Raw genomic sequence first — 23498 nt, 5'->3', positions numbered from 1 at the left:
GATATTGATCGATTAAGTATTGTCTGAAATGTCTATCTTACTATCTAGCGACGATCCCCAAGGGCTTTCTTTCTATGTGTGGAAAATATGATGACTGACGATACCAACTCGATCGAACTCGCAACCGAGTTGACCATTGCCTGGCTGGCTAATCCAAATACCCGGACAACGGCCGACGATGTTCCTGCATTTCTGCAGTCGATGCACGCGGCCGTCACAAAGCTCGGTGGTGAGCAGAGCGTAGATGCTCCGGAAGCGCCAGCCCAGGAGTACACGCCTGCCGTGACGGCACGAAAGTCGCTTGCCAGCAAGGACCACATCATCAGCATGGTCGACGGCAAGCCGTACAAGACGTTGCGTCGTCATCTCGCGACCAATGGCATGACGCCTGCGGAGTACCGCGAACGGTATAATCTCAAGGCCGACTATCCGATGGTTGCAGAGGCCTATAGCGAGAGCCGTCGTGCCATGGCCAAGAAGATCGGCCTCGGCCGTAAGCCCGGTCAGACCGTGCAGAAGGCTGAAGAGTCTGCTCCCGCCAAGCCGCGTCGCAACGCGAAGGCCGCAGCAACGGCAGATGCCGAATAGGCAGTCTTGAGCATTGGTGCGTGGTCGATGCCACGCCCCAATGTCCTAGCTCTTTGGGCCCAGTGCCTAGGCGTAAAACAAAAGGCCGCCCCTTTCGGGACGGCCTTTCCATTGTCAGCCATTAATGGCTTAATCCTTGAAGCTGGACAGCCCCGCCAGCGGGGGTCGCACTCATCCGGCTTGCCGTTAGCGGCGTATAACAATGAGACATTCGACCACCTCCTTCTAGTTGTTGAACAGTGAAGCGGATATGGGTGCCAAGGCGGATCGTTCAAGGATTTCAGCCACATAACTGGGTGCCTCCAGCGCATGCGGCAGGACTGGCGCGATAGCCTGATAGCTGTCGTCAGGCCGCTTTCAGGATCCGGCCCAGCACGGTCTCGGCCTCGCTCGCTGGCACGAAGACCCGGGTCCGGTAAGCGATGATTTCGGAAAAGCATCCAAGCGATTTCAGCCAGGGCAGCTGCGAGACGGGTGCGTCTACGATCTCGACCCGCTGATTGCCGTTCACGATCGCCCGTTTGATGGTCATTGGGAACGGTCGCACGACATCGACGCTCCGCCCGGACAGGACCGAGCTCGCAATCGCATCCACCGGCAGATCATCGGTCTTGGCGATCCCAAGCTTGGTATAGAGTTGGACGACGTGCTTGTCGAAAACGAGGCGGCCGAGCCAAGAATTGCCATGAGCGTCCGCGATCCGGTTCACCGCGAGGTGATCAGACGGCAGCGCCGACCAGATCGGGAGCAACAGGCCAGTCGCCAGCCGGATCGTCTCGGTATCGATCTGGTCGGCCGCTTCGGTGACCTCTTCGGTCCACTTGGCAGTGAAAGAGGCTTCATCGACGACGTCCCACGCGCTCTCCAGTAGGTCTGCCTCGCGCAGATACTCGCGACGGCAGGGCCTCTGCAGCTCGATGCGCGCGATCGGCTGACCGTCGTCGTCCATCCACGACCGCGCACGTGTGCGCAGAGCGACGCGCCCAGACCGGGCGTTGACTACGAACGCAACGTCGTCCTGCCATTTTGCGAGGTCGAGGATCCGTTCGAGCGAGATCGGATTTCGACGGCGGGCAATCTCGATCGTCAAAAGATGCGACGTCGCACCCGACTGCGGATCGGTCCGCAGAAGCGTGTCGTCGATGACGGTCGCAGTATCGGCTGTGATCGTCTCAACGCCGACATCAAGAGTGCCAGCCTCGCGGGCAGCGGCGATGCGAGTCTCCCCCAGCGACAGAAATTCGTCGAAGATCAGGTTCTGGATGCCGATCGGCAGCGCCAGCAGGCGGTTCAGCCAACGCTGGATAGGCGGCAGGTCCTCCTTCAGGACGCCGTCACTGTCATGGAGCTCGAGCCCGGTGCGGGAACAGAAGTCATCCATCGTCGTGCTGGTGAGCTTGCCTGCATCGAGCAGGGCGAACCAGGTCAGGAGCGCATCCTTGGCGTATTCGCTTTCGAGATTATCGGCCGGGTCGAACAGGTTCTGCCCGCCGGTCTGACGCTGCCCGCGAGTTAGCGCACCAAGACTGTCCAACCGTCGCGCGATCGTTGAGGTAAAGCGCAGTTCGCCTTTGCAGTCAGTGGTGACCGGCCTGAATAGTGGCGTCGACGCCTGATGGGTGCGGTGGGTGCGCCCGAGGCCCTGGATCGCACGATCGGCGCGCCAGCCCGGTTCGAGCAGGAAGTGCGCACGCTGCTGCTGGTTCTTGGCATCGAGGCTGGCATGGTAGGAGCGCCCGGTGCCGCCTGCGTCAGAGAAGACCAAGACCCGTTTGGTGCCAGCCATGAACGCCGCGGCCTCGACTTGTGACGATCGGCCTGAGCGGGTTTCGATCTTCTGGCGACCGTCCGATGTCAGGACCAGACGCCGTGACCGGCCGGTCACCTCGGCGACCATGTCTGTCCCAAAATGCTCGATCAGGGCATCGAGCGCCGATTTAACAGGCGGCAGTCCGCAAATGTGTTCGAGCAGTTGGTCACGGGCGGCGATCGCATCGGGATTGTGGACCGGGTTGCCGTCGGCGTCGCTCATCGGCAGCGAGCGGGCGGTGCCGGTGTCGTCCGTGAAGGTCTGCATCTGTCGCGTCGGGAAGGCACGCGTGAGGTAGTCTGCGACGTATTCGGTGGGCGAGAGGTCGACGACAGGGTCCGCGCGCTCCTCAGCCGACATCTGGGCAAGGCGGCGATCGAGGATCGCTTCTGCGGTTGTCACCAGCTGCAGCACCACGGACTGGTCAGCCTTCAGATGCTGTTCGACCGCGGCAATGACGGTCGGCAGCTTCATCGAGAGCAGGACCTGGCCAAAGAAGCGCTGCTTGGTCGATTCCAGTCGTGAGCGAGCTGACGCCTTTGCACCGCTGTTGAGAGTAGCCTTTTCCAGGCCGTCGACGACGCCGGTCAGTTCCAGCGCCTCTTCCATGTTCTGGTGAATGACGCTCCACGCTTTCGCATAGGTGTCGTAGATCTCGATCTGTGCCGGGGTCAGCGCGTGCCGCAGCACATCGTACTCGACGCCGGCGAAGCTGAGTGCGCGCGACGTATAGAGGCCAAGCGCCTTGAGGTCGCGTGCGACCAGCTCCATCGCTGCGATGCCACCTTTTCGGATCTCGGCAATGAACGCTTCGCAGTCGGCAAACGCCGTCTCCGGTCCCCACAAGCCGAGCCGCACGGCATAAGCGAGATTGTTGACGTCGGACGCGCCGGTTGCCGAAGCGTAGAGGACGCGAGCACCTGGCAGGTTGTTTTGGAGGAGGACACCGCAGACGCCCTGCTGGGAGCCTTCCTTCTTGCCCATGGCACCCTCGCCGCCCGCGACGCCGCCCATCTCGTGCGCTTCGTCGAACGCGATGACGCCGTCAAAAATCGGTGCCGGCCCAATCGAGGATCTGCTGAAGGCGGCTATTGTCGGAACGCATGGAACGGAGCGTCGGATAGGTGACGAACAAGACGCCCTCGGTCAGTTTGATCGGCTGATCGATTTTCCAGTTCGACACCGGCTGCACGTCGCCGGACATGCCGCCAAGCGCGGTCCAGTCGCGTCGCGCGTCTTCGAGCAATGGCTCGTTCTTCGAGACCCAGATATGCCGGCGTCTGCCCTGCAACCAGTTGTCGAGGATGCAGGCCGCGACCTGCCGGCCTTTGCCAGCACCAGTGCCGTCGCCGAGAAAGAACCCCTTGCGGTAGCGGCTTCCCGCCTCGTCGATAGTAATGCCCACGCCTTTGTCGGCAGGCTTGAAGGTGCCGGGGAGCATCTGGTTCCAGGCGTGCCCCGCATAGACGACCGTTTCGAGCTGTGACGACGACAACATCCGCTCGGTGACGGTCCGTTCGGGTAGGTGTGCGACATGGGTTGGGATTGGTGCCGGGATCGAGCCCATCGCCACGGACTCGACCAGGGCGGTCGGGTGGTCACCGGCCGTGTCGAATACGATCCGGCTCGGCCGGTAGGGCAGGTAGCAGCCGACCTGTTCGGCTAGGGGCGCGGGCGTCGGAAGCGTCTGATAGGCGACCGGCAGGACGTTGTTGCGGACCGGCGCATGATAGGTCCGAGCTACCGTCGCCTTGGCCTGACGCGCTGCGCCGAACAGGCTGGGCTTGGCGATCGGCGCCATCGCTATCGTGGTATCGCCCACTAGGGCGGCGCGCGGTGGGACGGTGATGGCGTCGAGGAAGTCCCCGACCGAGCTGCGCTGGATCACGACGTGTGACGTCCCGCCCGCCACCTTGTCGATGACGTAGAGCCGCACTGCGATGTCGGTGCCATGCTTGCGGTAGCAATGCTCCAGCCGCAGCGACGTCCGGACGGTGCAACCCGTCAGCACCGCCTCATACGCCGCCTTCAGCCGCGCGCTGGGCGTGAACCAGTCGGGCATGATCGCCACGACCCGGCCGCCTTTCGCGACGCGGCGGATCGCGGCCTGCAGATGGCGCAGCGCGGCAAGGTCGTCTTCACCGCGGCCAACACTGCGCGAGAAGGGTGGATTCATCACCACCACCGTCGGCCGCGGCATGCGCGCATGCAGACTGACCAGTGCCGCGCCGTCATGCCCAGTGACGATCGCGTCGGGGAATATACCGGCAAGACGTTCGCGCCGTTTGGCATCGATCTCGTTCAGCTGCAGGCTTGCGCACACCGGAGCCTGGACGATCAGGAGACCGTTGCCGGCGCTGGGTTCGAGCACAATGTCGTTCGGACCAATCGCCGCCGTGAGGACCGCGATCGCTGCGATATCGACCGGGGTCGAGAATTGCTGGAGGTTGATCTGCTCCTCGCTGCGTACCGTCTGCGTCGGCAGCAGCGCCATGATCGCTGATGCCTGTGCCACGTCCGCCAAGGCCTTGAGTTGGTAGGGCCGCGACGCGAGGTGGAGAGCAATGCCGTGCTCAAGCATTTCGAAGCTGTCGCGCTGGGTCCAGTGACCGTCGGCATCAGATCCGCCGAACGCAGCTATCATCGCCTCATTTAGGTTTCGGCGGGCGATCGAAGTGCCGGCTGCCAGTAATCCGGCAATGCGTTGCGCTGCGCTGTGATCGTTGACGGGCGGGAGATCGAGCAGATCGTACATGGCAGGGTTCCTTCGGTTGGCTGCCAATCCGACAGCTCACCGCCTCCCTCCCCCTCCTCTCTCTGCCGCCTCGAGGGCCTCGGCCCAGTCCTTGTGGCCTTGCGGATAGTCAACCCGGATCACCCGGTTGGCGTTGGCGTAGCGGGCGATGCTCCGCGCTACCGCGCGACGTCCGGGCACATCGTTGTCACCGGCAAGGATCAGCTTGGTAACGCTGTCAGGGATCGTCACAAGATCGAGACGGCGCGAGCCGAGCGTTGCCCAGCACGGCAATCCACGGATCTGCGACCAGGCACGCGCTGTCTCGAATCCTTCGGCGAGGCCAATGGTCGCACCAACTCCACCGCCACGCCATGCACCGCTCCCCAGCGTGCCGAGCGTTGCCTTCTCGGAATAGCCACCGTCAGCCTTCAGGAATATTCGTTGGAAGGCGACCAAGCGCTGTGCTTCACGCACCCCAACCAGCAACGCCGGCTTGAACACCGTCACCGGTTTGGGGCCGAGCGGGCAGCGCGGGTGGAAGCGAACGTCGCTCGGCACCGGCAACAGTCCCCGGAAGGCGAGATAGCGTTCCGCCATGGTCCTGGTCACACTGACCGCCTCATTCCATAGCCGGTCAATATTGGCCGTGCCCATCGCCTGCGCCGGAGCCGGGGGATCATAGCGGCGACCAAGCGGTATCCGGTCCAGTTCGCGCAGGATGTCACCGGCATCGCATCCCGCAAAGCAGGTGACCAGCAAGCCCCGGTCACCCTGCCTGATCGAAAGGCTTGGTGTACCGTCGGCATGCGCAGGGCATCGGCACATTGCGGTGTTCCCATGCCAAGAGCCCCCAAGTGCTCCTACCAGGTCGACCAGCTGCTGGGATGGGCGGCGAGCGATCAGCGTCATGATGGAATACCATTGCTCGGTACGGGCTTGCGCATCCGGGCGATGACGTAATCAGCCGCCTCGCGCTCAAAGTAGACTTCGATCGCCTCGTCGTCTTCGAGCGATGCGATAGCGTCCTTCTGACCCAAGCGCTGGCGGACATAAGCAGCGAGCGCTTTTCGGGCGTCCCTTTCGCTCGGATGTATATCGGTGTGGTCGGTTTTACCTGCATCTCTGATAAACAGGAGATAGCGTTCCATGGCGAAATGCCTCGTTTGAAGGCGAGCCGTTAACGGTCCGCCCAAAGTTCAAGGGTTGCTGGAGCCATCTCTTCATGACCCCGCCTTTCCACCCCTCTCTCTCCACTCCGTATTTAGGGAATCACCGCGACGTCGCGGCGTTTACCCGCTGCTAAAACGTCATCGCTATGGAGCTTGGGAACTAGAATCATTCTGCGCTGGTTTGTCGACCGCGCCCTTTTCATCCGAGGTGTCGATGAACCAGTTTTCTGAAGGCGAGATTGCCAACTGGATCGCCATTTATCTGGCGGCAGCTATGTGCTGCGCCATCGCTATGGCGATGTCGGTATCCGTGACGATCCATGGCATGTACCGGGATAAGGCCTGGGAAGATGTGCGGAGTGTTCGTGGCGCCGTTCTATTCCTGCCAAAGGCATGGTGGCGCTGGCAAAAGCTTTATCTTCTGTCGACCCCGGTAACACTTGGAATCGTTAGCTATTTCGCGGCTACAATGACTTGGAGCTGAGTGCTTAAATATTGAGAACCTGGAGGAGTTTGGTCGATGCCAGATCCTGGTCCATTTCCGATCTATCAAGTGTCACAAGGTCACCGAGGACAGCCATACGTGGGTGAGTGATGGCCTTTGCAGCCTCATAATCCTTCTTATCGAAACCCATGGCTTCGACCACCACTGTCCGTAGCTCTCCCGTCACTCGCGACCTTGCCTCCAGGATAAAGTCAGGTCGACACGGACCGTGCGGCGTCATGGTGTCGAACAGTGGCTTGTTAATAGCGAGGTCGACGCCGCGTGTGTGCAACTCGCGTTGGGTATGCAGGATCGCGCGCAGCGCCCGCCGCTCGAAGTCAGATTCCACCGGTACGAACATCCGGCCGTTGTAGATCGGTTGAGCGTAAGCCCGCAGCGGCGCATAGCCGCGTGCCTCTGGATACTCTCCGGCCACAATCAGAACGATGTAGGGTCCAGTGATGTGGTTGCCCCGGATCGACGGCGACTGAACCCTGGTCGCGATAGCGACTGGGTCGCCGTCAGGCACATGGATTTCGTTGCCTTTGATCGATTTCGCGTAAAGCGCCAGGAAGCCTTGCGGCGCGTGCGTCTTGGGCCATTTTGTCGCCAACGCGCGAAGGGTGCCGTAGACTGTGTTCGTCTCGAGCGGTCGGGCGTGTGTCCAAAAAGCGCGAGCCAGCTCGACTCCCGGCGCGATCTCGATCTTGCCGGCCGCGCGACCCAGCGCTGCGAACTCTTCCCTAATCGACCATTCGTAGGCCATTCCCAACGGGGCGATCGTGTTGCAACCCGCGCTGTCCAGCAGACGCCAAAGGAGCCGCGCGAGCCGCGGGGTTGAGGCATTGCGGGTCCGATCATCCAGGCTGTCGTCCTCAGGTCGCTGTGCGAGCTTCTCAGGCGCCGGTCGAAGAACCTCGAAAAAGCCTGATGGCGGATCAGTCGGAGTGTTGTGCGACCTGACCTCTGAAATACGGTTGGTCGCCTGATCGCGGAAGAATGGACAGTCGGGGCGGTGCTCGGGACGTCTGGTGCTCGTCAACCGGCGCAAATAGTAGGTCTCGGCTTCGGAAAGGTAAGCCGGCGTCAGGATAGGAGGGGCTCTATCCGGGCCAAGGCACCCGCAGGCGATCCAACGATGACCTATCCTGGCATTTTGGACGAGAGTGACCCCCGCTTGTTCGTCATGGAAGGAACCCTCACCGACATACCAGCGCACTAGCGCCTCGTGCAGGGGTGCTGGCAGCGGGATCCTGTCCCTGCTTTTTCCGTCGGTTTCGCGGTGGATCAACCACATGCTCGAGTGCCCTTCAGGCGCTTAGTCGAGGCAGTTTCGGCAGGTCTGGTGGTCTTGACAAGCGTAAATCGCATGATCTCAACTCTTGGATATCACTTCGCTTGGGGTTTTCCGTGCGTTATCCACTCGTTGTTGCTGGCCTTTGCGCCGGTCTTATTGTCGGTTCGCAAGCCGGTGCTGCGGCAAGAGGGGCAGCCCTCCGAAAGGTCGAGCTTATCTCGATGACAGGAAGCTTGCCGATCGCGGAAGCGGCATCCTCGCCCAACGTCTTGGCCTCGATGAACGAGGCGTCTCCTTTGCCCGACGCTTTCCAGGTACATGATCTCAGTCGTCGCTACGTCCAGTTCCGAATGCAGCAGGAGATGGCAGCCTCCGGAGCAACCCCGGCGGTTGCCCCTGTATTGAATCAGCAAACGGCTGGTATCGCAGCCTTCTCGTCGATCCAAGTTCCGGGCTGGCTCCGCGGGGGGACCACTGTCCAGCCGATCTCGTTCAAAGCCGGTTGCGCTCCGCTCGCTTATCGTCCGTCGGGGTTTCTCGCGCGTAGCGCAGAAGCACGCCGCGCCGCCTATTATGGCATGATGAGCGCGGTCGCTTGCGAGCATGGCATTCCGACGGGATTGTTTGACGCCATGATAATTCGCGAGAGCGGGTACAACCCGATCGCGACTTCAACCGCAAACGCTTACGGCCTCGCGCAGTTGATGCCAGGGACTGCGGTCGGCCTAGGCGTAAATCGGTATGATCCCCTTCAGAATATGCGCGGTGGAGCCCGCTACCTCCGCCAGCAGTTAGACCATTTCGGTCAAGTCCACCTTGCCCTTGCCGCGTACAATGCAGGACCTGGGCGCGTACGCGGAGGGTTGGTGCCACGAATCACTGAGACGCAGGCCTATGTGACGAACATTATCGCCAACTGGTCGCGGCTCACCTCTCCAATGGGTTCGCCGTCAACGATGTCGACACTTTCCAAGGGTTATTCCCGTGCGGTGACGTTAGCGCAGTTCTGATTTCAACCGATCGAGCACCTCCGCGTTAAGGGGGAAAGACAGCAGAAGTCGCATGCTCCACTCGGGAGCATTGTGGCGGCCTTGGCCGACACTCCTGTCTTATCCTCTTGGTTAAATCGGTTTTGGCTTGATCGGTCGTCGACGGCGGCCTCCCAAAATTTGCGCGTTGGCCGTCTAAGGCCAACTCCGATTATTCCTTATCTAATAGATTCCAATAGCGGTTGCGTTCCGTTGTGAGCCTCACGCTCCGCCCGATCAACACCGGCACCGAGGCGAGCAAGAATCTTCCCGAGAGCTCCTCCAACGGTGGCCTCGGCGAATTCCCTGCAAGAGAGGGTAGCGAGCATTGCCTTCGTCTCGCCAATTTGCTCGAGGTGGTGCTGCTCCAGATCCACAGGGATCGGCGCAGGACGCAACCAGCGCGGAACGAGCGTCACCAGACGCTGAGGAAGCTGCATTCGATAGGCATTCGACGTCTGGTGGTATCGCGGCCCAGCTCCCTCGCCTGCCACGCGCTTGAAGCGCCGTTGGCGAATGACGAAGCCTAACCGTTCCAGAGTGGCCAGCGCTCGTGTTATGGTCGCGCGGCCAATGCTGGTCCTATCCATCAGATATTCGTAGCTCGGGTAGACCTGCCCCTTGTTCAATCGAGCAAGGGTCAGCAGCTCCTCGAGCACCCGCAGTCCCTTTTCCGTCAGACCAAGCAGAATGCGCTCAGCGACGGTCATTGTCCGCTCGCCGCTACGTGCGACACGGCGCAACCTATTGGCTTCGTCCACGGCTCTTTTTGCGGTTGCGTATATTTTGTGGAGTTCGCCCGCGGCCGGCAGCGTGAAGAAACTCTCTTCGAACGTTCCCGCCTCGATGCTGTTGCGAAGCACCGGCGCACCGGTGTGACGCAGCGCTCCAGACCGCGCAGGCTTGCGCCTGACGGGCATGCCGGAGAGCAAACTGGTGAATGCTCCGCCGATGTTAATAGCTTCCATTGCCTTCCCCCTCGATGGAGGCCGGACCAGGCAAAGCGATAGCGTGGCGCGAAACGCGCATCCTTGAACCGAAGCTCAGAAAGGCCTATGTCAGAAATCGTGGTGATCTCGATCGCGCTTGCCGGCGCGGACATCGAACTTTCAGGGTGCCCGGCTTCGTGCCGGGCATTCGTTTATGTGGTCACAGCCAAGTCCTATCTGGCCTTCGCAAATTGCGAAAACTCTCGCTCGGAATGTGGCTGAGAAATTCCGTTAATAAAACCTTGGCGATTCGTGCTTTCGACGACGTTCGTCAGAAAACATTCGTGCTTTCGACGACACTAAGTCTCGTCGGCTCGTGCTTTCGACGACAGTATGCGCTCGTCTTCGTGCTATTGACGACAGTCAGAACGTAAAAAATGGGGGTGTTCAGTCGACGTCAGGCTCATCAAGCTTATGGATCACCTGATTCGCTTTCCGGTGGATCCCGGCTTCGGGTGTTATCTGGACGATCTCGAACGCCACTTTTCGCGACTTTAGTCCATCGGTCGGAGATGGCTCGGCAATTGAGAAGACAAAACCAGGAATGGAGTTCTCGTCTATTACATCTTTGAGAATGGATTTCAGATGCCGAGGGGAGCTTTGGTAACCCAGCTGAAGGCGGAGATCTTCCAACGTCATGCTCACGGGCCCATCGATACAGGAAGATCGAGCCACCTCGTACAAACGGCGCTCGACAGGCCCTAGTTGAAAGTAAGTCGACGTATATTCAAGCACGTGGCGATCCCTAAGTATCGCTCGAAAGAGCCAGTCACAAAGTCGAACTCTGACAGCCTTTAGACGTCTCTCGTTGCTGTTGTTCGTCGTGTATTGCAGTCTAGCGGACTCTAGCCAAGAGAAGAACCCGGCCTCGCCTTCACCGCCAGCTTGTATATCGGTCTTTATTTGGGTTCCCTGAAGCCGCTCTAAAGCGTCCGATAGTCTAGTATACGACCGCGACGACGCATTCACTCCCGTCACCCGAAATAGATCATTTGCGGTGAAATAGAACTCTTGAGATACTGGGAGTCCTGCCTCCAGTTTCGAAACCATCAGACTCGCGATATATAAAAGTATCTCTTTGTCATAGATGGTCGCTATTCCTTTTGGCCCCGGACCTACCTCGATCGAGACGGAGTCCGTCTTATACACGAGTGGTTTAGTCCAAGCAGTCTTCGCCAACGCGAAGAATGGATATGCCATCAACGAGCGCTCGCCCTGAAGTCCGGTCAGAAGCGGGCTATCAAAGGTGAACAGGTCGCCCTGGCCGGTTTTCTTGTCGGTCATCTTGATCTCCTGAGGCCGGTCAGAGGCTAGCGTTTGGCGGTGGGACGCTCGCTTCCGCAAAAATCCTATGCGGTCATCAGCTGTCTTCGAAAGCACGAAGAGTGTCGTCGAAAGCACGAATCTAGGCTCGATTTCCTATGCTGAGCGGGCGTCCGCGCTCCGTTTTCGCCCGATCCTCGTGCTTTCGACGACACTTCGTCGAAGCTAGTCAGCTGCCGGCCCGACTTGCTGCCCCCATCCTCCTACCCCCTTCCCCCTCCACTCAAAGCCTGGGTGCCTCCGACGACCGGGTCGTGAGTTGCCCCGCGGATCGTCTGGAGCAGGCTTGGATTTCGGCTGATTAGCTCCATGACGGCATTCACGGTCAGTTCGCGGCTGCTAACAGATAGCTCGCTCCTCAGCTGATCGAGGGCGCTTACCGACTCTGGTGAAAGCCAGAAGTTGTTTCGAACCCATCCCTTTTCCCGAAAACTTGCCGTTCGGGCGCGCATGGATCGGGCCGCGGATTTGGAGGATGGCGGGCTCGTCATAGCCCGATCTACGTCAGCGCGATCGCAAGTGCAATTCAGCACTGAAAGCGTCGGCTCAATATCGAGGTCGCGATAGGAGGAGGTTGGCGGCGATAGACTGCCTGCCCGATGTCGGCGCCATGCCAGACAGCATGCTTCTTCGATTCCGTCAGGTTACGGCTTTGCTATTCCTCGTTACGGCCAAGCCGAAGGCCCTTCCGTCGGACCAGGTCCTCATAACCCTTTTCAAAGCCGTCCAAAACAAGGTCCTGGATCTGGTGGCCATGCTCAGGCTTAACGTCGCTTAAGTCGAGGCCGCTGATACTAACCACGGCCGTTGCCAACCGAGGTGCTAATCCTACGAAAAGAGTTGCCATAAATGCCGCGAGGTTGCTCGCTTCCTCGGGGCGGTCGTTCAACTCGCCCTCCAGTAGCTCGCAGCCGAACGCGGCTTCCCACTGACTTATTCCAAGCGCTGCGCAGATCGCCTTGCCCTCATCCATCCGCATTGGGCGGCGCTTCGATCGGTCGGGATGCACAATAGAGTGAAGGCGACTTTTGCGAATATTGGGGGTCGCCGCTTTCAACATTCGGATACTGAAGCGCATCTCTACCATGCGGATCCGAATGAAATCCACCAACTCTGGGGTGGCATTGTCTTCGCTAACCCTTTGTTCAAACTGCTCTGACGGTTCCATCGTCCCAGACCCCAGCCGTGTCCCGTCAGGTAGGCATTAATCTCCGATGAAGGCAACCCTTCATTAACCTTTTGTCATTTAATGCAGATCAATCACCGGAATGGGATCACATTCGTTTCCACTCGGCGGGCAGCCGCTCGAAATGCAGCGGCATCCTCGGCGTTGAGACCAAGCTTTGTCATGGCTTCCGTCCTGGCCTCCTCAACAATAAAGTCGAAAAGTACCAATGAGACCGCAGAGGCGAAACTAACGGACGAGCCTATCATTTTCTCAAGACCCGGAACACTACCGTCAATCGCCGATACGCTAGATTCTAGAATCTCCAGCTCTACGCCGATTTCGCCATTGGTGGGAATTATCCGCAAATGTTCTGTAAGCGAGCTGGGCCGATAATGTGCCTGCAGAGTAGACGCCTCCAGAGCTCGGTCGTTTACAACATCGCTAATGCTAGCGAAGCGCATGCTTTTATTTGAAAAAAGGCGAACACTTTCTGTCATCAAGCGCCATAGCGACTCAGATATCTTGACGCTGAATGCGCGTTGCATTGCTTGGTCTTCAGTATTCATCCGCGCCGATACCACCGCATTGCTAAACCTCCTAACAGCATGGGCTATCTGCATTCGGTTTCGCGTTAATGCCACACCTCAGGTCGTGATTCGTAGCCATTCCAGAAGCGGAATATCGCCTGTCCGCCTGTGCGGACAAGTGTCCGTGTAGGCGGACAGTCGTCCGCGTGGGCGGACATCTGTCCGTGACGCCGGACGAATCGTCCGTAACGACGGACAGAGGTGTCTTTTGGATGCGTCGTGGAACTCCACTCGTCGCATTTTCGCTTAAATCGACGGCCTCCTAATAAGTTCCGTAAGCCGGCGATTGCTGCGAAAGAATCCCTGCCTCAGCCTTCTTTGTGGGCGCGCTGAAATGCGCTCGATCGAAGGAGACTCCTTATCATGAAGACCATGCTCAAGATCGGCCGTCGTGCTGAGACGACCGCCCTGGCGGTCATTGGTGCGGCAGCAGCAGCAACCGTTCTCGCCTCGCCGGCATTCGCTGGTGCGGACGCTACGTTCAATACGGCGCTCAACGCCTTCACCGGCTTCCTCGAAGGTTCGGGCGGCAAGATCATCACTGTTCTGTCGCTCGCTGGCGGTGTCGTCGGTCTGGCCTCGGGTCGCTTCTCGCTCGGCCAGGTCGCAATCCCGGTCGGCGTGGGCGTCGGTGCTGGCACCGGTATCCCGATCGTCACCTCGACCGTCACCGCAACCATCTGACCCGACCCGGTGCCGGCGTTGATAGCAGCCTCGCCGGCATCGTCTTTGAAGGTGGCGTGATGTCAGCCGATAAGTACGTGATCCCATCGCACCTCGACGACCCTGAGCTGATCGGGTTTTGGACGCTCGACGAGTTCCTAGCGATGGTCATCCCCTTCGTTTGGGGGATCCTGTCTCAACACATCGTCATCGGGATCGGCTTGGCCGTTCTGGGTTGGTGGGCCTTGCGAAGGGCTAAAGCTGGGCGGGCGACTTCGTGGCTGATTCATCTGGCGTATTGGCATCTTCCCGGCGGTTTCCCGTCGCTGCGCGCCACGCCACCTTCCTACCTCCGACTGATGGTGGGCTGACATGGATTTTAGCTATCAGCACGCGCAGTCGCAGCGCGTCCTACGCCAGCGCAATGTCCTCGGCATCGCCGCGCTGGTTCTCGCAGGAATTGTCGCGCTTCTGCTTCTGATGTCGGCAACGCGCAGTCGCGAAATCGTGCTGCAGCCTGTTCTGGGTTCGCCGGTCACCCTGTCCACGTCGGGTGTCTCGCGCGAGTATCTGGAGCTCGTGACCCGCGACACGGCCGTGCTGACGCTCAACCGCACGCCGAGCAGCCTCGACTATTGGATGAAGTCGGTCCTCGCGATCGTCTCGCCCAAGTCGCAGGGCAAGATCAAAGCCGACCTCCTCAAGATCGTTGACGAGCAGCGCGGCTCCAGCATGTCGCAGTATTTCACGCTCGACGGCATGGAGATCGACCCCAAGGCGCTCCAGTCCACCGTGACGGGTAAGCTCAACACGGTCATCGGTCAGAAGGTCGTTTCGTCCGAGCAGCGCACCTTTGTCTACGACTGGGAATATGCCGGCATGACCCTGAAGCTCGTCGGCTTCAGCATGGTCCAGCCCAAGACCCGTCCGGGAGCCATGATGTGACCCCAATCTATGCCATCGGTAGCGCCGCGCTCGGTACTGCCCTCTCCACCCGCACGTTCTGCTGGCTGAGCCGCATCATCGGCGCGGCGTTGATCGCCGTCGCCCTCTTCGTCTTCGCGGCGCCTGCCTTTGCGGCCGGTGACCAGACCTTGATGGCCGACGACGGCGCGCAGGTCTCATGTAATGCGTCCGCCAAGGATCTCACCCGGATCAGCCTCGTCGGCGATGAGTTCGCCGGCGTGTCCAAGATCAACACGGGCAACCCGTCGGACGACTTCTCGGTCGTCAACGAGCCGGTCCGTGGCGACATCTACTTGTCGGTTCCGGAGGGCTTTGGCCGCCAGCTTCTGTCGTTCTTCGGCACCAGCAAGCGCGGCTACGTCTACAAGTTCCAGTGCCGGATCAGCGGCGACCAAGCGGTACAGGTGTTCGTCTCGAACCCCGCGATCGCCAAGGCCGACGCCGCGGAAGCCGGCACGACCCCCAAGGTTGCACAGACGTCCTCCCCGGAAGAGGCCGCTGTAACGCTGGTGCAGGCGATGTACGCCAACAAGACGGTCGACGGCTTTGAGATGCGTCAGCGCTCGCTCAAGCCCGTCTATGTCGGCGACCTCAAGGTTCAGATGATCGCCGAATATCGCGGCGACGCTCTCACCGGCCGCGTCCTGCGCATCGAAAACAAAGGCACCAAGGAAACAGTGCTCACCGAGGCCAGCGTGGCGCCATCGAGCGCGCTCGCGGTGTCGATCGCCGAACCCAAGCTCGCGCCAGGTCGGGTCACGACCGCTTACCTCGTCTCGCGGAACGGAAACTAAGCCATGGGCATCAAAGATATCTTTTCTCGCGAGCGCAAGCCGCTCGACGCTCCTGAAGTCGCTGACGGCGACGGTGTGTCCCCGATCGCATCGGAACTGGATGGCAATGTCGAGACCCGCAAGAAGCAGCAGATGAAGCTCGCTGTCGGGTGCGGTGTGGTCCTGGTGGCCTCCTCGTTCTGGATCTTCGGCGGTGACGACGCGGCCAAGAAGATCGATCCCGATAGCGCGGACAGGAAGACGGTCTCGGTCAGCGACATGACCAACAAGACCAAGTCCGAGCAGGAGTGGATGGCGCAGTCCGAAAACCGCTTCCAGTCCAACGAGAACCAGCTGAAGGGTGTCGAGGGCACGAACGCCCGCGTCGCGCAGCTCGCCGAGCAGCTCGATGCGATGCGCGCGCAAAATCAGTCGATGTCGGCAGACGGCCAGCGTGTGGTCTCTGCCTATCAAGCTGAGAACGACCAGCTCCGCCGCCAGGTCAATGAGCGCGCGGCCGCGCCCGCGCCGGTGCCCGGGCCGCAGGCAATGTACGGCCCCGGCAGTGCCGCGCTGTACGGTAACCCTGGCGCTACCGGCCCTGGTGCAGCGCCCGCGCCCGCCCGCCTCAGCGAAGTTAAAATGGTCTCGTTCGGATCGGCTGAGACTGGCAATGCCTCCAAGGTTTCGAAGGGTAACACGGTCTATACCGACAGCCCGAACTACCTCCCTGCGAACAGCTTCGCTTCGGCAAAGGTCGTCGTGGGTGTCGATGCCTCGGCTGGTGTTAACAGCCAGAGCGATCCGCTGCCCGTGGTGTTACGCATCACCGGGCCAGCGCGCTCGGTGCTACAGAACGGCAAGCTTCTCACCACTAAAATCCAGGGCTGCCTCATCAACGGCGCGGCGCGCGGCGATCTGTCGAGTGAGAAGGTCTACATCAAGCTCCAGAAGATGACATGCCCGCAGCCGGGCGGGCGGTACGCGGAGTCCGAGGTCAAGGGCTTCATAGCCTTTGGCGGCAAGACGGGTGTCCGTGGTCGTGTTGTAAGCCGCGAGGGTTCGCTTGCCATGCAGGCATTCTTCGCCGGCCTAGTTGGCGGGGCGGGCACGGCCCTCAATTCCGCATTCAACATGCCGGTCGCGACGATCAGTGGCAACGGCGGGAGTGGCATCAACCAGACGCCAAACCTCGGCAACGTTGGTCTTCGGGCTCTGGGTGGCGGTGCCCAGGAGTCCGGCAAAGACTTGTCGAAATATCTGATCGAGCGCGCCGAGCAGTACCAGCCGGTCATCGAAATGCCGACTGGCGTCGACGTCGAAATCGTCTTCCTGGAGGGTGTTTATGTCCGCAATTGATAGCAGCGGCGGTCGGCGCGAGCTCGCCGGCTTGGCACTGATCGCTTTCCTGATCGTGGCGGCGTTCTTCGCAGCCATGATCGGGGCAAAGGATGCCTTTGCTGCGCTTCGTCCTGCCGATGCGTCCGTGATCGAGCTCCTGAAGGCCCGCTTGCCCAAGACGAAGGTCAGCAAGGTTGATTGCGCTGTCGTCGGCGGCCTCTGCGAAGTGACGGCGGGCAACAATCTGTTCTACGTCGATCGCTCGGGACGCTACCTTGTCATCGGCCGGGTCTACGACATGGAGACGCGGCAGGATCTGACAGCCACCCGCCTTCTCGAGATCAATCCGGACACGCTGATTGGCGGGGCCGCCAAGGCAAACAATGCGGCTGACAGCGGCGAGCCCCCGATCGCCAAGGCGGTCGGTGCCGGTTCGCAGCCTACGACGCCGGCGACGCCGTCGCGCATCTCGCTCGATGGTCTCCCCAAGGATGGCGCAATCGTCTGGGGCAATCCGTCGGGCAAGACGGTTACGGTCTTCAGTGACTTTCGCTGTGGCTACTGCCGTGCGCTGTCGAACACGCTGCGCTCGATGAACGTCAGGGTGGTCGAACGTCCGATCTCGGTACTGGGCAGCCGCGACCTCGCCAATCAGGTGTATTGCGCCAAGAACCGCGAGACCGCGCTTCATCAGGCCTATGCCGGCGAGCCGCTGCGCAACGCCGCAACCTGCGACACCTCGGGCCTCGATGCCAATGAGCGCTTTGCCCGGTCGCATGGCCTCAACGGAACACCCGTCATCGTCCGCGCCGATGGCGCGATGATCGAGGGCTATCGTCCCAAGGAGGCACTCGCTTCCTTCATCGCTGGAGGCCGGTCGTGAATAAGGTCCACGTTTGTCTCGCTGTGACGCTCGCAGCCGGTACTATGATGACCGGCTGCACGACGCTCGGCGGAAATGTGAAGGGCAGCTTCAGCTGTGTCGCGCCGGACGGTATCTGCGCGCCCAGTTCGGTCATCGACGATCGCGCGCTGGCGTTGATCTCCGGCCAAGATGGCGATCGCCTGATTACTCCCGCGGGACCGTACACGGCGCCGCATAGCGAGGGCCGTGGGTTCGATACCGCGGCTGCTGTACCTGCACGCAGCCAGGAGCGCGTGCTGCGCATCATTTTCCCAGCGCAGATCGATGCGGCGGGCCGGTTGCATGAGCAGACAGCCGTACATGCGGTCGTTGAGCGTGGTGAATGGCAGCAGGCCCTTGCGAGCAATACGGTCGCCACAACGCCGGCTCAGGTCCGCGCAGCCACCGGCGGTGACACCCTGCTTGCTGCAATTGATCACGCCGATCAGCCTCAATCCGCAAGCGATGAAGCGGCTGTTGATCCGGACCTGCCAAGCGCCGCTGCCGTTGCCGCAGCACGGGTTCAGGCCGATCCGGTCGGTGACATCAAGGACCAGGTCGCGCGTCGGCTCTCGAAGACGCCACGCCGGCTTTCGGTGTCACCTTCCGCTCTCCGCGCTCCTACCGCTTTGACCTATGGCTCGAAGCCAGCGGCCCCCACGACAAACACGCCGGTAGCGGTTGGCATGACCGCCAACGCCAAGCCTCTCCCGTCACCTGCGCCTGTTCGTCCGGTCGTCACGTCGACCTCGGCGGTTATCACGCCGAAGTACGTGACCCCGGCCAGTCGCACCGCGATCGCCGCGGTCGGCGCCAACCCAGCCGTTCGTGGCGCCCTTGCACGTGCCGAGCCTGAAGCGCGGGAGGCGGCAAAGAGCGTGAACCCGCTGCCGGTGCTGCGCGCATCCTCATTCCCCGGAGTTGTCCAGTGAGCATCTTCAAAGGCCTGCTCTCCACGCTCCTCGGAGACTCCGCCAAGCCTGAGAACGGCCGTCCGGACACAGCCGTCCCACGGTTCGTCCATTGGCTGCCCTACCGCGGCTACGACCCCAAGACGCAGATCTACTACAACAGCGCATCGCGTGGTTTTTTCCTCGAGGCAACGCCGATGATCGGCGCGACCGAGCAAAGCCACGAGATGTTGGCACAGCTGCTGTCCGAGGGCATTCCGACGCCGGGTGCCCTGCAGGTGCATGGCTGGATGAGCCCGCGCATCAGCGAGAAGCTGTCGCAGTGGTACATGCCACGCTATTCGGCATCGGGCATCTACGAGCGCATGGCGCGGCACCGCACCGAGTATCTGATGGGCGGCGTCTGGAACTCGCTGTCGGCATCGGCGCCTTTCTGCCTGCGTAATCATCGTCTCGGCCTGTCCTACTCGACTCCGGAATCGAGCCGCGTGTCGAACGAGGAAATCACCTCGGTCATGGAGGGGCTGATCTCCGCGCTAGAGTCGCTCGGCGTCCACGCACGGGCAATTGATCCCAAGGGCCTCATCTCGTGGATCGATGACATCACTTCGCCCACGACAGCACCCGGTGACGACACGATCACCTACAATCCGTTCGACCCGATCGCAGACCAGGCCGTGCGTCACGACCTCGAAATGAGGATCGAGCCGGACCGCATCCTCCTACGCACCGAGCGGTTTCGTCCGACTGGCAAGACTGTCGACCATGCCCCGGAGATCGGCGAGATCTATCCGGACACATTTGATGTCCGCTCCTTCTCGGTCCGTAACCTGCCGCAGCGCTGGGCGCCGTGGGACATGGCCAAGCTGATCGGCGACATGTTCGCCGACAAGCTGCGCATGCCCTGCCCCGTGTCGACCAACCTGTGCCTCGACTTCCCTGACGCCGAAGCCTCCGGGCAGCGCGCCGGCCGGAAGTTCATGCGCACCACCAGTCTCGCCGACAGCAAGTCCGCCCGCATGTTACCACAGCTGAAGGACCAGTCCGAAGAGTGGCGTTTCGTGAAGGACGAGCTGCGCCAGGGCCGCAAGCTCGTGCAGGCCTTCTACTCGGTCACCTCGTTCAGCCCGAAGGGCAAGGGCGACGCCAATGAGCGCATCCTGAAGTCGGTATACCGTGCGGCAGGCTGGGACCTGCTCGACGATCGATATCTGCAGATCCAGGGGCTGCTCGCGGCGATGCCGATGACGATGGCCAATGGCCTGTCGTTCGACCTCAAGAACATGAAGCGGCTGCGCACCGTCCTGACCACGACGGCCGCAAGCTTGATGCCGCTGCAGGGTGAGTATCTGGGCGGCAACAACCCGCATCTGATGCTGATCGGTCGGCGCGGCCAGCCCTTCTTCTGGTCGCCATTCGAGAACACGGCGGGCAACCATAACGTGGCGGTCTTCGGCAAGTCCGGCTCGGGCAAGTCGGTGGCCCTGCAGGAGCTGTGCGCCTCGATGGTCGGCGCCGGAGCCAAGGTCGTCGTGATCGACGATGGCCGGTCGTTCGAGCATTCTGCCAAGCTGCAGGGCGGCGCGTTCGTCGAGTTCACGATGTCATCGGGCTTCTGCATCAACCCGTTCTCGATGATCGATCCGGTGCTGGCGGAGACCGATGAGGATTACCTCATGGACTGCTTCGCCATGCTGAAATCGATCGTGAACCAGATGGCGCGGCACATCGACAAGCTCGACGATACCGAGCGCGGCCTGATCGATGGCGCGATCAACAAGGTCTGGGCCGAGAAAGGCCGGCAGGGCTCGGTCAACGACGTCATCGCAGCGCTCGACGAAACCACAAACCCTCTCGCCATCAATCTCGCGATCGCGATGCGCCCCTTCTCGACCAACGGCACCTATGGCCGCTTCTTCGAGGGCGAGGTGTCCTTCCAGCTCAAGAACAACCTGACGGTGTTCGAACTGTCGGATCTGTCATCGCGCGAGGAGCTTCGTTCGGTCGCCCTGACGGCGATCATGTTCATGGCGTCACAGGCGATGCGCCGCGAGGACCGCTCGGTCCCAAAGGCGCTGCTGCTCGATGAGGCGTGGCAGATGCTCAAGGGCGGCTCGATGGCCGACTTCATCGAAGCCTATGCCCGTACCTGCCGCAAATACGGCGCGTCGCTGGTGACCGCCACGCAGAGCCTCAACGACTATTACAAGTCGGATGGGTCGAAGGCGGCACTCGAGAACAGCGACTGGTTCGTCATCCTGCAGCAGAAGGCGGAGACGATCGCCGACTTCAAGAAGCACGATCGCTTCGAGATGGACGATTACACCGATGCGCTGCTCCGCTCGTTGAAGCGCAACGGCTCAGAATACTCCGACGTGATGATCAAGGGGCCAGAGACGCTGGCGGTCGGCCGGCTCGTCCTCGATCCCTATTCTGCGACGGTCTACTCGTCTTCGCCCCGCACCTTCGCGGCCATCCATGACCTGCTCGCGCAGGGGCTGACGATGGAAGAGTCGATCGAACGGGTCGCCTACCCCGACAATCCCGAGAAATGGACCGATCCGAGCGCCGATGACGCGCTGGCGATCGCAGCGGAGTGACCACCATGGCAACCGTTCTTCAGCCCCTCCACGTCGAGCGCAAAATCGACTACGGCTACCTCCTCTATTTCGGACTGCACTTCGCCGGCTTCATGGCCACGACGCTGCTGATGACGTGGGGCGTCTTCGTCCTGTTTTTCCTGCTCATCGGCAGCTTCTCGCTCGATGGCATGATGAACCATCTCCAGAACATGACCAGCCGCTACCTCGCGGCCGATGGGCCCCGAGTGAGCCAGTTCAAAATGATCGTGGGCGTGGTCCACATGGTGATCTCCGGCGCGTGTCTGTTCTTCCGCCGTCACGCAATTTTGCCGCGTGATACCGGTCGCCGGGAGCGTCACGCATGACCGGGGCCGTCAAAACCGCAACGATTGAGCCCGTTGCCTCACCTGTAGCTGTTGCTGTCCGACGCAAGACGGTGTTCGCCGGCTATACCGCCGCGCAGCTGCTAATCGCTGCCGCCCTCGTCCTGGCGCTGGTATGGGGCATGTGGGTCACCAAGTTGGTGATGGCTGATAAGCCGCAGCACATCGTCAAGGCAGACCTGTCCCGTATCGTTGGCGAGTATGTGCAGGCGCAGGCCCGTAGCGCGACCCCGCCCGACCAGGTACAGGCGCAGATGCGCACGTTCATGGCATCGCTCGATACGGAGTTGCAGCGTCGCGGTGCAGCTGGTCAGGTTGTTCTCGTGGGTGAGGCAGTTCTGTCCAAGAGCGTGCCCGACATCACGGCCGACGTGGCGAGAGCCGTCTATGCCTCCGGCGTGAAGGCACCGATGCCGGCGACGCCCGCGCAGATGGGGTCGATGATGCGGGGTCAGGTGCCTGCCGCGCCGGCGATCGCGCCTGTCGAAATGGCGCATGTCGCCCCCGTACCCGCCGCGCCAAACCCCTTTGCCGCAGTGCCTGCCCCCGCGACAGCGCAGGAAGCCGCCACGGTTGATCCGTCGGTTGCCGGCGCGATGGTCTCGAGCTTTGGTGGTCCCGGTGGCCAGTAAGGCAATTGCGGCGCCAGCAGCGCCCGAGGGCTTCCGTCCCCGCAAACGCCTCTGGGCAGCGCTTGGCTTGTTCGTCGCCGGTGGGATCTCGCTGAACGCGATCGCCGAGTGGCGGGACACGCACGGGCTGCTCATCAATGCATCGGAATCGCTGCCGAACTGGGCATTCGTGATCCACAAGACGGCAGTGCCCAAGCGTGCCGAGTACGTCTTTTTCGTGCCGCCTGCCGTGCCGCTCGTCATCAAGCATTTCGGTGCGAAGAAGCAGATGTTCGGCAAGATTGTCTACGGCATGCCGGGTGACACGGTCGTGCACCGCGGCGCGGACGTGTTCGTCGCCGGCAAGCTCGTCAGCCACATGAAGCCTGTCACTAAACTGGGCGAGCCGCTGGTGGCCGGCCCGACAGGCGTGATCCCGCAGGGCTGCTACTATGTCGGCAGCCCCCACAAGGACGGTTTTGACAGCCGCTATGCCGCAATCGGCTACGCCTGCTCGAACAAGATCGTCGGTGTCGGGCAGCCCATCCTGTGAAGCGAGCGATCGAGTCCTTCGCGATCGTCGCCCTGCTATCGATTTCGCTGACCTCGGCAACGCGCGCGAGCGATCACGGCGTCGTCGGCCAGGTCTTTCCGATTATCGAGCCGGATCTGCTGGCGACGATCGAGGCCCGCCTGCAGCGTCTCCAAGCCACCGGCGGGATCGACCGCATGAACGCCGAGTTCGCCAAACGGTCCGAGGCGCGCGTGCGTCGGCCGAAGCCCGTCGCCGGTATCAATGCGACGACGGAGCCACGCAGCTGGGCCTATGATCCGACGATCGTCATCGAGCGCGACGTTCAGGACCAGAAGGGCAACTACATCGCTCGTGCCGGCCAGACCGTGAATCCTCTCGATTTCGTGGCGGTCCATCAGGCGCTGGTTTTCGTCGACGGCGATGACGCCGCACAGATGGAATGGGCGACGTCGCAATACAGCGACCTGAAAGCCAAGATCATCCTCGTGAACGGCTCGCCGATCGAGGAGATGACCAACCGCAAGCGGCGCTTCTATTTCGATCAGGAAGGTCGACTCACCGGCAAACTCGGGATCCGGCACACGCCGGCCGTCGCCGTCCAGAACGGCCGCGTCCTGAAGCTCTCCGAAATCAAGCTGAAGGGATAAGC

Annotated in this window: 22 protein-coding genes and 1 pseudogene; 15 read left to right on the top strand and 8 right to left on the bottom strand. The window is 61.3% G+C overall.

Going from position 1 to position 23498, the window contains the following annotated elements; all coding sequences use genetic code 11:
• Positions 1-90 precede the first annotated feature (90 nt).
• The gene (locus U1708_RS17230; protein WP_332747232.1) at positions 91-588 is read left to right on the top strand and encodes a Ros/MucR family transcriptional regulator; all 498 of its coding nucleotides are present in this window, start codon (positions 91-93) and stop codon (positions 586-588) included.
• Between the two features lie 346 nt (positions 589-934).
• Here U1708_RS17230 and U1708_RS17225 read toward each other — a convergent pair.
• From U1708_RS17225 to U1708_RS17215, 3 genes and pseudogenes are all read right to left on the bottom strand, one after another.
• A pseudogene (locus U1708_RS17225) lies at positions 935-5153 on the bottom strand (strawberry notch-like NTP hydrolase domain-containing protein).
• Between the two features lie 36 nt (positions 5154-5189).
• Positions 5190-6044, bottom strand: a complete 855-nt coding sequence (locus U1708_RS17220; RefSeq protein ID WP_332747230.1) for a DUF7146 domain-containing protein — start codon at positions 6042-6044, stop codon at positions 5190-5192.
• Positions 6041-6283, bottom strand: coding sequence for a hypothetical protein (locus tag U1708_RS17215; RefSeq protein ID WP_332747229.1), 243 nt, complete (start codon positions 6281-6283; stop codon positions 6041-6043). Before U1708_RS17215 ends, U1708_RS17220 begins: the two co-directional genes overlap by 4 nt.
• 235 nt (positions 6284-6518) lie before the next feature.
• Between U1708_RS17215 and U1708_RS17210 the strand changes: the two genes are divergently transcribed.
• A complete protein-coding gene (locus U1708_RS17210; RefSeq protein WP_332747228.1) occupies positions 6519-6788 on the top strand; it encodes a hypothetical protein in 270 nt (89 codons plus the stop codon).
• A gap of 4 nt (positions 6789-6792) precedes the next feature.
• On the opposite strand, the gene U1708_RS17205 is transcribed toward U1708_RS17210, so the two are convergent.
• Positions 6793-8085 (bottom strand): DUF8535 domain-containing protein, encoded by a 1293-nt coding sequence (locus U1708_RS17205; protein WP_332747227.1) that lies wholly within the window; start codon positions 8083-8085, stop codon positions 6793-6795.
• Positions 8086-8198: 113 nt separating this feature from the next.
• Here U1708_RS17205 and U1708_RS17200 point away from each other — a divergent pair, with 113 nt between their 5' ends.
• Positions 8199-9095: a lytic transglycosylase domain-containing protein gene (locus tag U1708_RS17200; RefSeq protein ID WP_332747225.1), complete on the top strand. Its 897-nt coding sequence runs from the start codon at positions 8199-8201 to the stop codon at positions 9093-9095.
• Between the two features lie 197 nt (positions 9096-9292).
• On the opposite strand, the gene U1708_RS17195 is transcribed toward U1708_RS17200, so the two are convergent.
• The 4 genes from U1708_RS17195 to U1708_RS17180 all read right to left on the bottom strand — a co-directional run bounded on the left by U1708_RS17195 (position 9293) and on the right by U1708_RS17180 (position 13213).
• On the bottom strand, positions 9293-10081 hold the full coding sequence (locus U1708_RS17195; protein WP_332747223.1) for a helix-turn-helix domain-containing protein: 789 nt from the start codon (positions 10079-10081) through the stop codon (positions 9293-9295).
• A 408-nt stretch (positions 10082-10489) separates the two neighbouring features.
• A complete protein-coding gene (locus U1708_RS17190) occupies positions 10490-11386 on the bottom strand; it encodes a replication initiator protein A (RefSeq protein ID WP_332747221.1) in 897 nt (298 codons plus the stop codon).
• 694 nt (positions 11387-12080) lie between these two features.
• Positions 12081-12593 carry a hypothetical protein gene (locus tag U1708_RS17185; RefSeq protein WP_332747220.1) on the bottom strand — a complete coding sequence of 171 codons (513 nt, stop codon included), beginning with the start codon at positions 12591-12593 and terminating at the stop codon, positions 12081-12083.
• Between the two features lie 92 nt (positions 12594-12685).
• Positions 12686-13213, bottom strand: a complete 528-nt coding sequence (locus tag U1708_RS17180) for a hypothetical protein (protein WP_332747219.1) — start codon at positions 13211-13213, stop codon at positions 12686-12688.
• 330 nt (positions 13214-13543) lie between these two features.
• Between U1708_RS17180 and U1708_RS17175 the strand changes: the two genes are divergently transcribed.
• Genes U1708_RS17175 through traW form a run of 12 tightly spaced genes read left to right on the top strand, consistent with a single transcriptional unit; the run spans position 13544 to position 23496 of the window.
• Entirely contained in the window at positions 13544-13864 is a 321-nt protein-coding gene (locus U1708_RS17175; protein ID WP_332747217.1) for a TrbC/VirB2 family protein, read from the top strand.
• Positions 13865-13923: 59 nt separating this feature from the next.
• Positions 13924-14214, top strand: coding sequence for a type IV conjugative transfer system protein TraL (gene traL / locus U1708_RS17170; RefSeq protein ID WP_283514569.1), 291 nt, complete (start codon positions 13924-13926; stop codon positions 14212-14214).
• A gap of 1 nt (position 14215) precedes the next feature.
• On the top strand, positions 14216-14788 hold the full coding sequence (locus U1708_RS17165; protein WP_332747213.1) for a type IV conjugative transfer system protein TraE: 573 nt from the start codon (positions 14216-14218) through the stop codon (positions 14786-14788).
• On the top strand, positions 14785-15603 hold the full coding sequence (locus U1708_RS17160; protein ID WP_332747212.1) for a type-F conjugative transfer system secretin TraK: 819 nt from the start codon (positions 14785-14787) through the stop codon (positions 15601-15603). Before U1708_RS17165 ends, U1708_RS17160 begins: the two co-directional genes overlap by 4 nt.
• Before the next feature lie 3 nt (positions 15604-15606).
• On the top strand, positions 15607-16941 hold the full coding sequence (locus tag U1708_RS17155) for a TraB/VirB10 family protein (RefSeq protein ID WP_332747210.1): 1335 nt from the start codon (positions 15607-15609) through the stop codon (positions 16939-16941).
• Positions 16928-17806 carry a DsbC family protein gene (locus U1708_RS17150; RefSeq protein WP_443030077.1) on the top strand — a complete coding sequence of 293 codons (879 nt, stop codon included), beginning with the start codon at positions 16928-16930 and terminating at the stop codon, positions 17804-17806. The genes U1708_RS17155 and U1708_RS17150 overlap by 14 nt, the downstream gene beginning before the upstream one ends.
• Positions 17803-18759: a conjugal transfer protein TraV gene (locus U1708_RS17145; protein ID WP_332747208.1), complete on the top strand. Its 957-nt coding sequence runs from the start codon at positions 17803-17805 to the stop codon at positions 18757-18759. Before U1708_RS17150 ends, U1708_RS17145 begins: the two co-directional genes overlap by 4 nt.
• Complete coding sequence (gene traC, locus U1708_RS17140) at positions 18756-21338, top strand: type IV secretion system protein TraC (protein ID WP_332747206.1); 2583 nt, start codon at positions 18756-18758, stop codon at positions 21336-21338. The genes U1708_RS17145 and traC overlap by 4 nt, the downstream gene beginning before the upstream one ends.
• Positions 21339-21343: 5 nt before the next feature.
• Positions 21344-21685, top strand: coding sequence for a hypothetical protein (locus U1708_RS17135; protein ID WP_332747205.1), 342 nt, complete (start codon positions 21344-21346; stop codon positions 21683-21685).
• Positions 21682-22335, top strand: a complete 654-nt coding sequence (locus tag U1708_RS17130) for a TrbI F-type domain-containing protein (protein WP_332747203.1) — start codon at positions 21682-21684, stop codon at positions 22333-22335. The genes U1708_RS17135 and U1708_RS17130 overlap by 4 nt, the downstream gene beginning before the upstream one ends.
• Positions 22316-22867: a S26 family signal peptidase gene (locus tag U1708_RS17125; RefSeq protein ID WP_332747282.1), complete on the top strand. Its 552-nt coding sequence runs from the start codon at positions 22316-22318 to the stop codon at positions 22865-22867. The genes U1708_RS17130 and U1708_RS17125 overlap by 20 nt, the downstream gene beginning before the upstream one ends.
• Positions 22864-23496: a type-F conjugative transfer system protein TraW gene (gene traW, locus U1708_RS17120; RefSeq protein WP_332747201.1), complete on the top strand. Its 633-nt coding sequence runs from the start codon at positions 22864-22866 to the stop codon at positions 23494-23496. The genes U1708_RS17125 and traW overlap by 4 nt, the downstream gene beginning before the upstream one ends.
• The last annotated feature ends 2 nt before the right edge of the window (positions 23497-23498 follow it).

The sequence above is a fragment of the Sphingomonas arabinosi genome (assembly GCF_036663715.1).
Taxonomy (GTDB): Bacteria; Pseudomonadota; Alphaproteobacteria; order Sphingomonadales; family Sphingomonadaceae; genus Sphingomonas.
Note: the sequence above shows the minus strand (reverse complement) of the source record. Positions and strands in the feature narration are given on the sequence as shown.

Coding starts and splice junctions, on each gene's coding strand:
- U1708_RS17220 (WP_332747230.1), bottom strand. CDS start 6,044: ATGACGCTGATCGCTCGCCGCCCATCCCAGCAGCTGGTCGACCTGGTA.
- U1708_RS17210 (WP_332747228.1), top strand. CDS start 6,519: ATGAACCAGTTTTCTGAAGGCGAGATTGCCAACTGGATCGCCATTTAT.
- U1708_RS17190 (WP_332747221.1), bottom strand. CDS start 11,386: ATGACCGACAAGAAAACCGGCCAGGGCGACCTGTTCACCTTTGATAGC.
- U1708_RS17165 (WP_332747213.1), top strand. CDS start 14,216: ATGGATTTTAGCTATCAGCACGCGCAGTCGCAGCGCGTCCTACGCCAG.
- U1708_RS17185 (WP_332747220.1), bottom strand. CDS start 12,593: ATGGAACCGTCAGAGCAGTTTGAACAAAGGGTTAGCGAAGACAATGCC.
- U1708_RS17230 (WP_332747232.1), top strand. CDS start 91: ATGACTGACGATACCAACTCGATCGAACTCGCAACCGAGTTGACCATT.
- traL (WP_283514569.1), top strand. CDS start 13,924: ATGTCAGCCGATAAGTACGTGATCCCATCGCACCTCGACGACCCTGAG.
- U1708_RS17135 (WP_332747205.1), top strand. CDS start 21,344: ATGGCAACCGTTCTTCAGCCCCTCCACGTCGAGCGCAAAATCGACTAC.
- U1708_RS17150 (WP_443030077.1), top strand. CDS start 16,928: ATGTCCGCAATTGATAGCAGCGGCGGTCGGCGCGAGCTCGCCGGCTTG.
- U1708_RS17155 (WP_332747210.1), top strand. CDS start 15,607: ATGGGCATCAAAGATATCTTTTCTCGCGAGCGCAAGCCGCTCGACGCT.
- U1708_RS17205 (WP_332747227.1), bottom strand. CDS start 8,085: ATGTGGTTGATCCACCGCGAAACCGACGGAAAAAGCAGGGACAGGATC.
- U1708_RS17130 (WP_332747203.1), top strand. CDS start 21,682: ATGACCGGGGCCGTCAAAACCGCAACGATTGAGCCCGTTGCCTCACCT.
- U1708_RS17180 (WP_332747219.1), bottom strand. CDS start 13,213: ATGCAGATAGCCCATGCTGTTAGGAGGTTTAGCAATGCGGTGGTATCG.
- U1708_RS17175 (WP_332747217.1), top strand. CDS start 13,544: ATGAAGACCATGCTCAAGATCGGCCGTCGTGCTGAGACGACCGCCCTG.
- U1708_RS17195 (WP_332747223.1), bottom strand. CDS start 10,081: ATGGAAGCTATTAACATCGGCGGAGCATTCACCAGTTTGCTCTCCGGC.
- U1708_RS17215 (WP_332747229.1), bottom strand. CDS start 6,283: ATGGAACGCTATCTCCTGTTTATCAGAGATGCAGGTAAAACCGACCAC.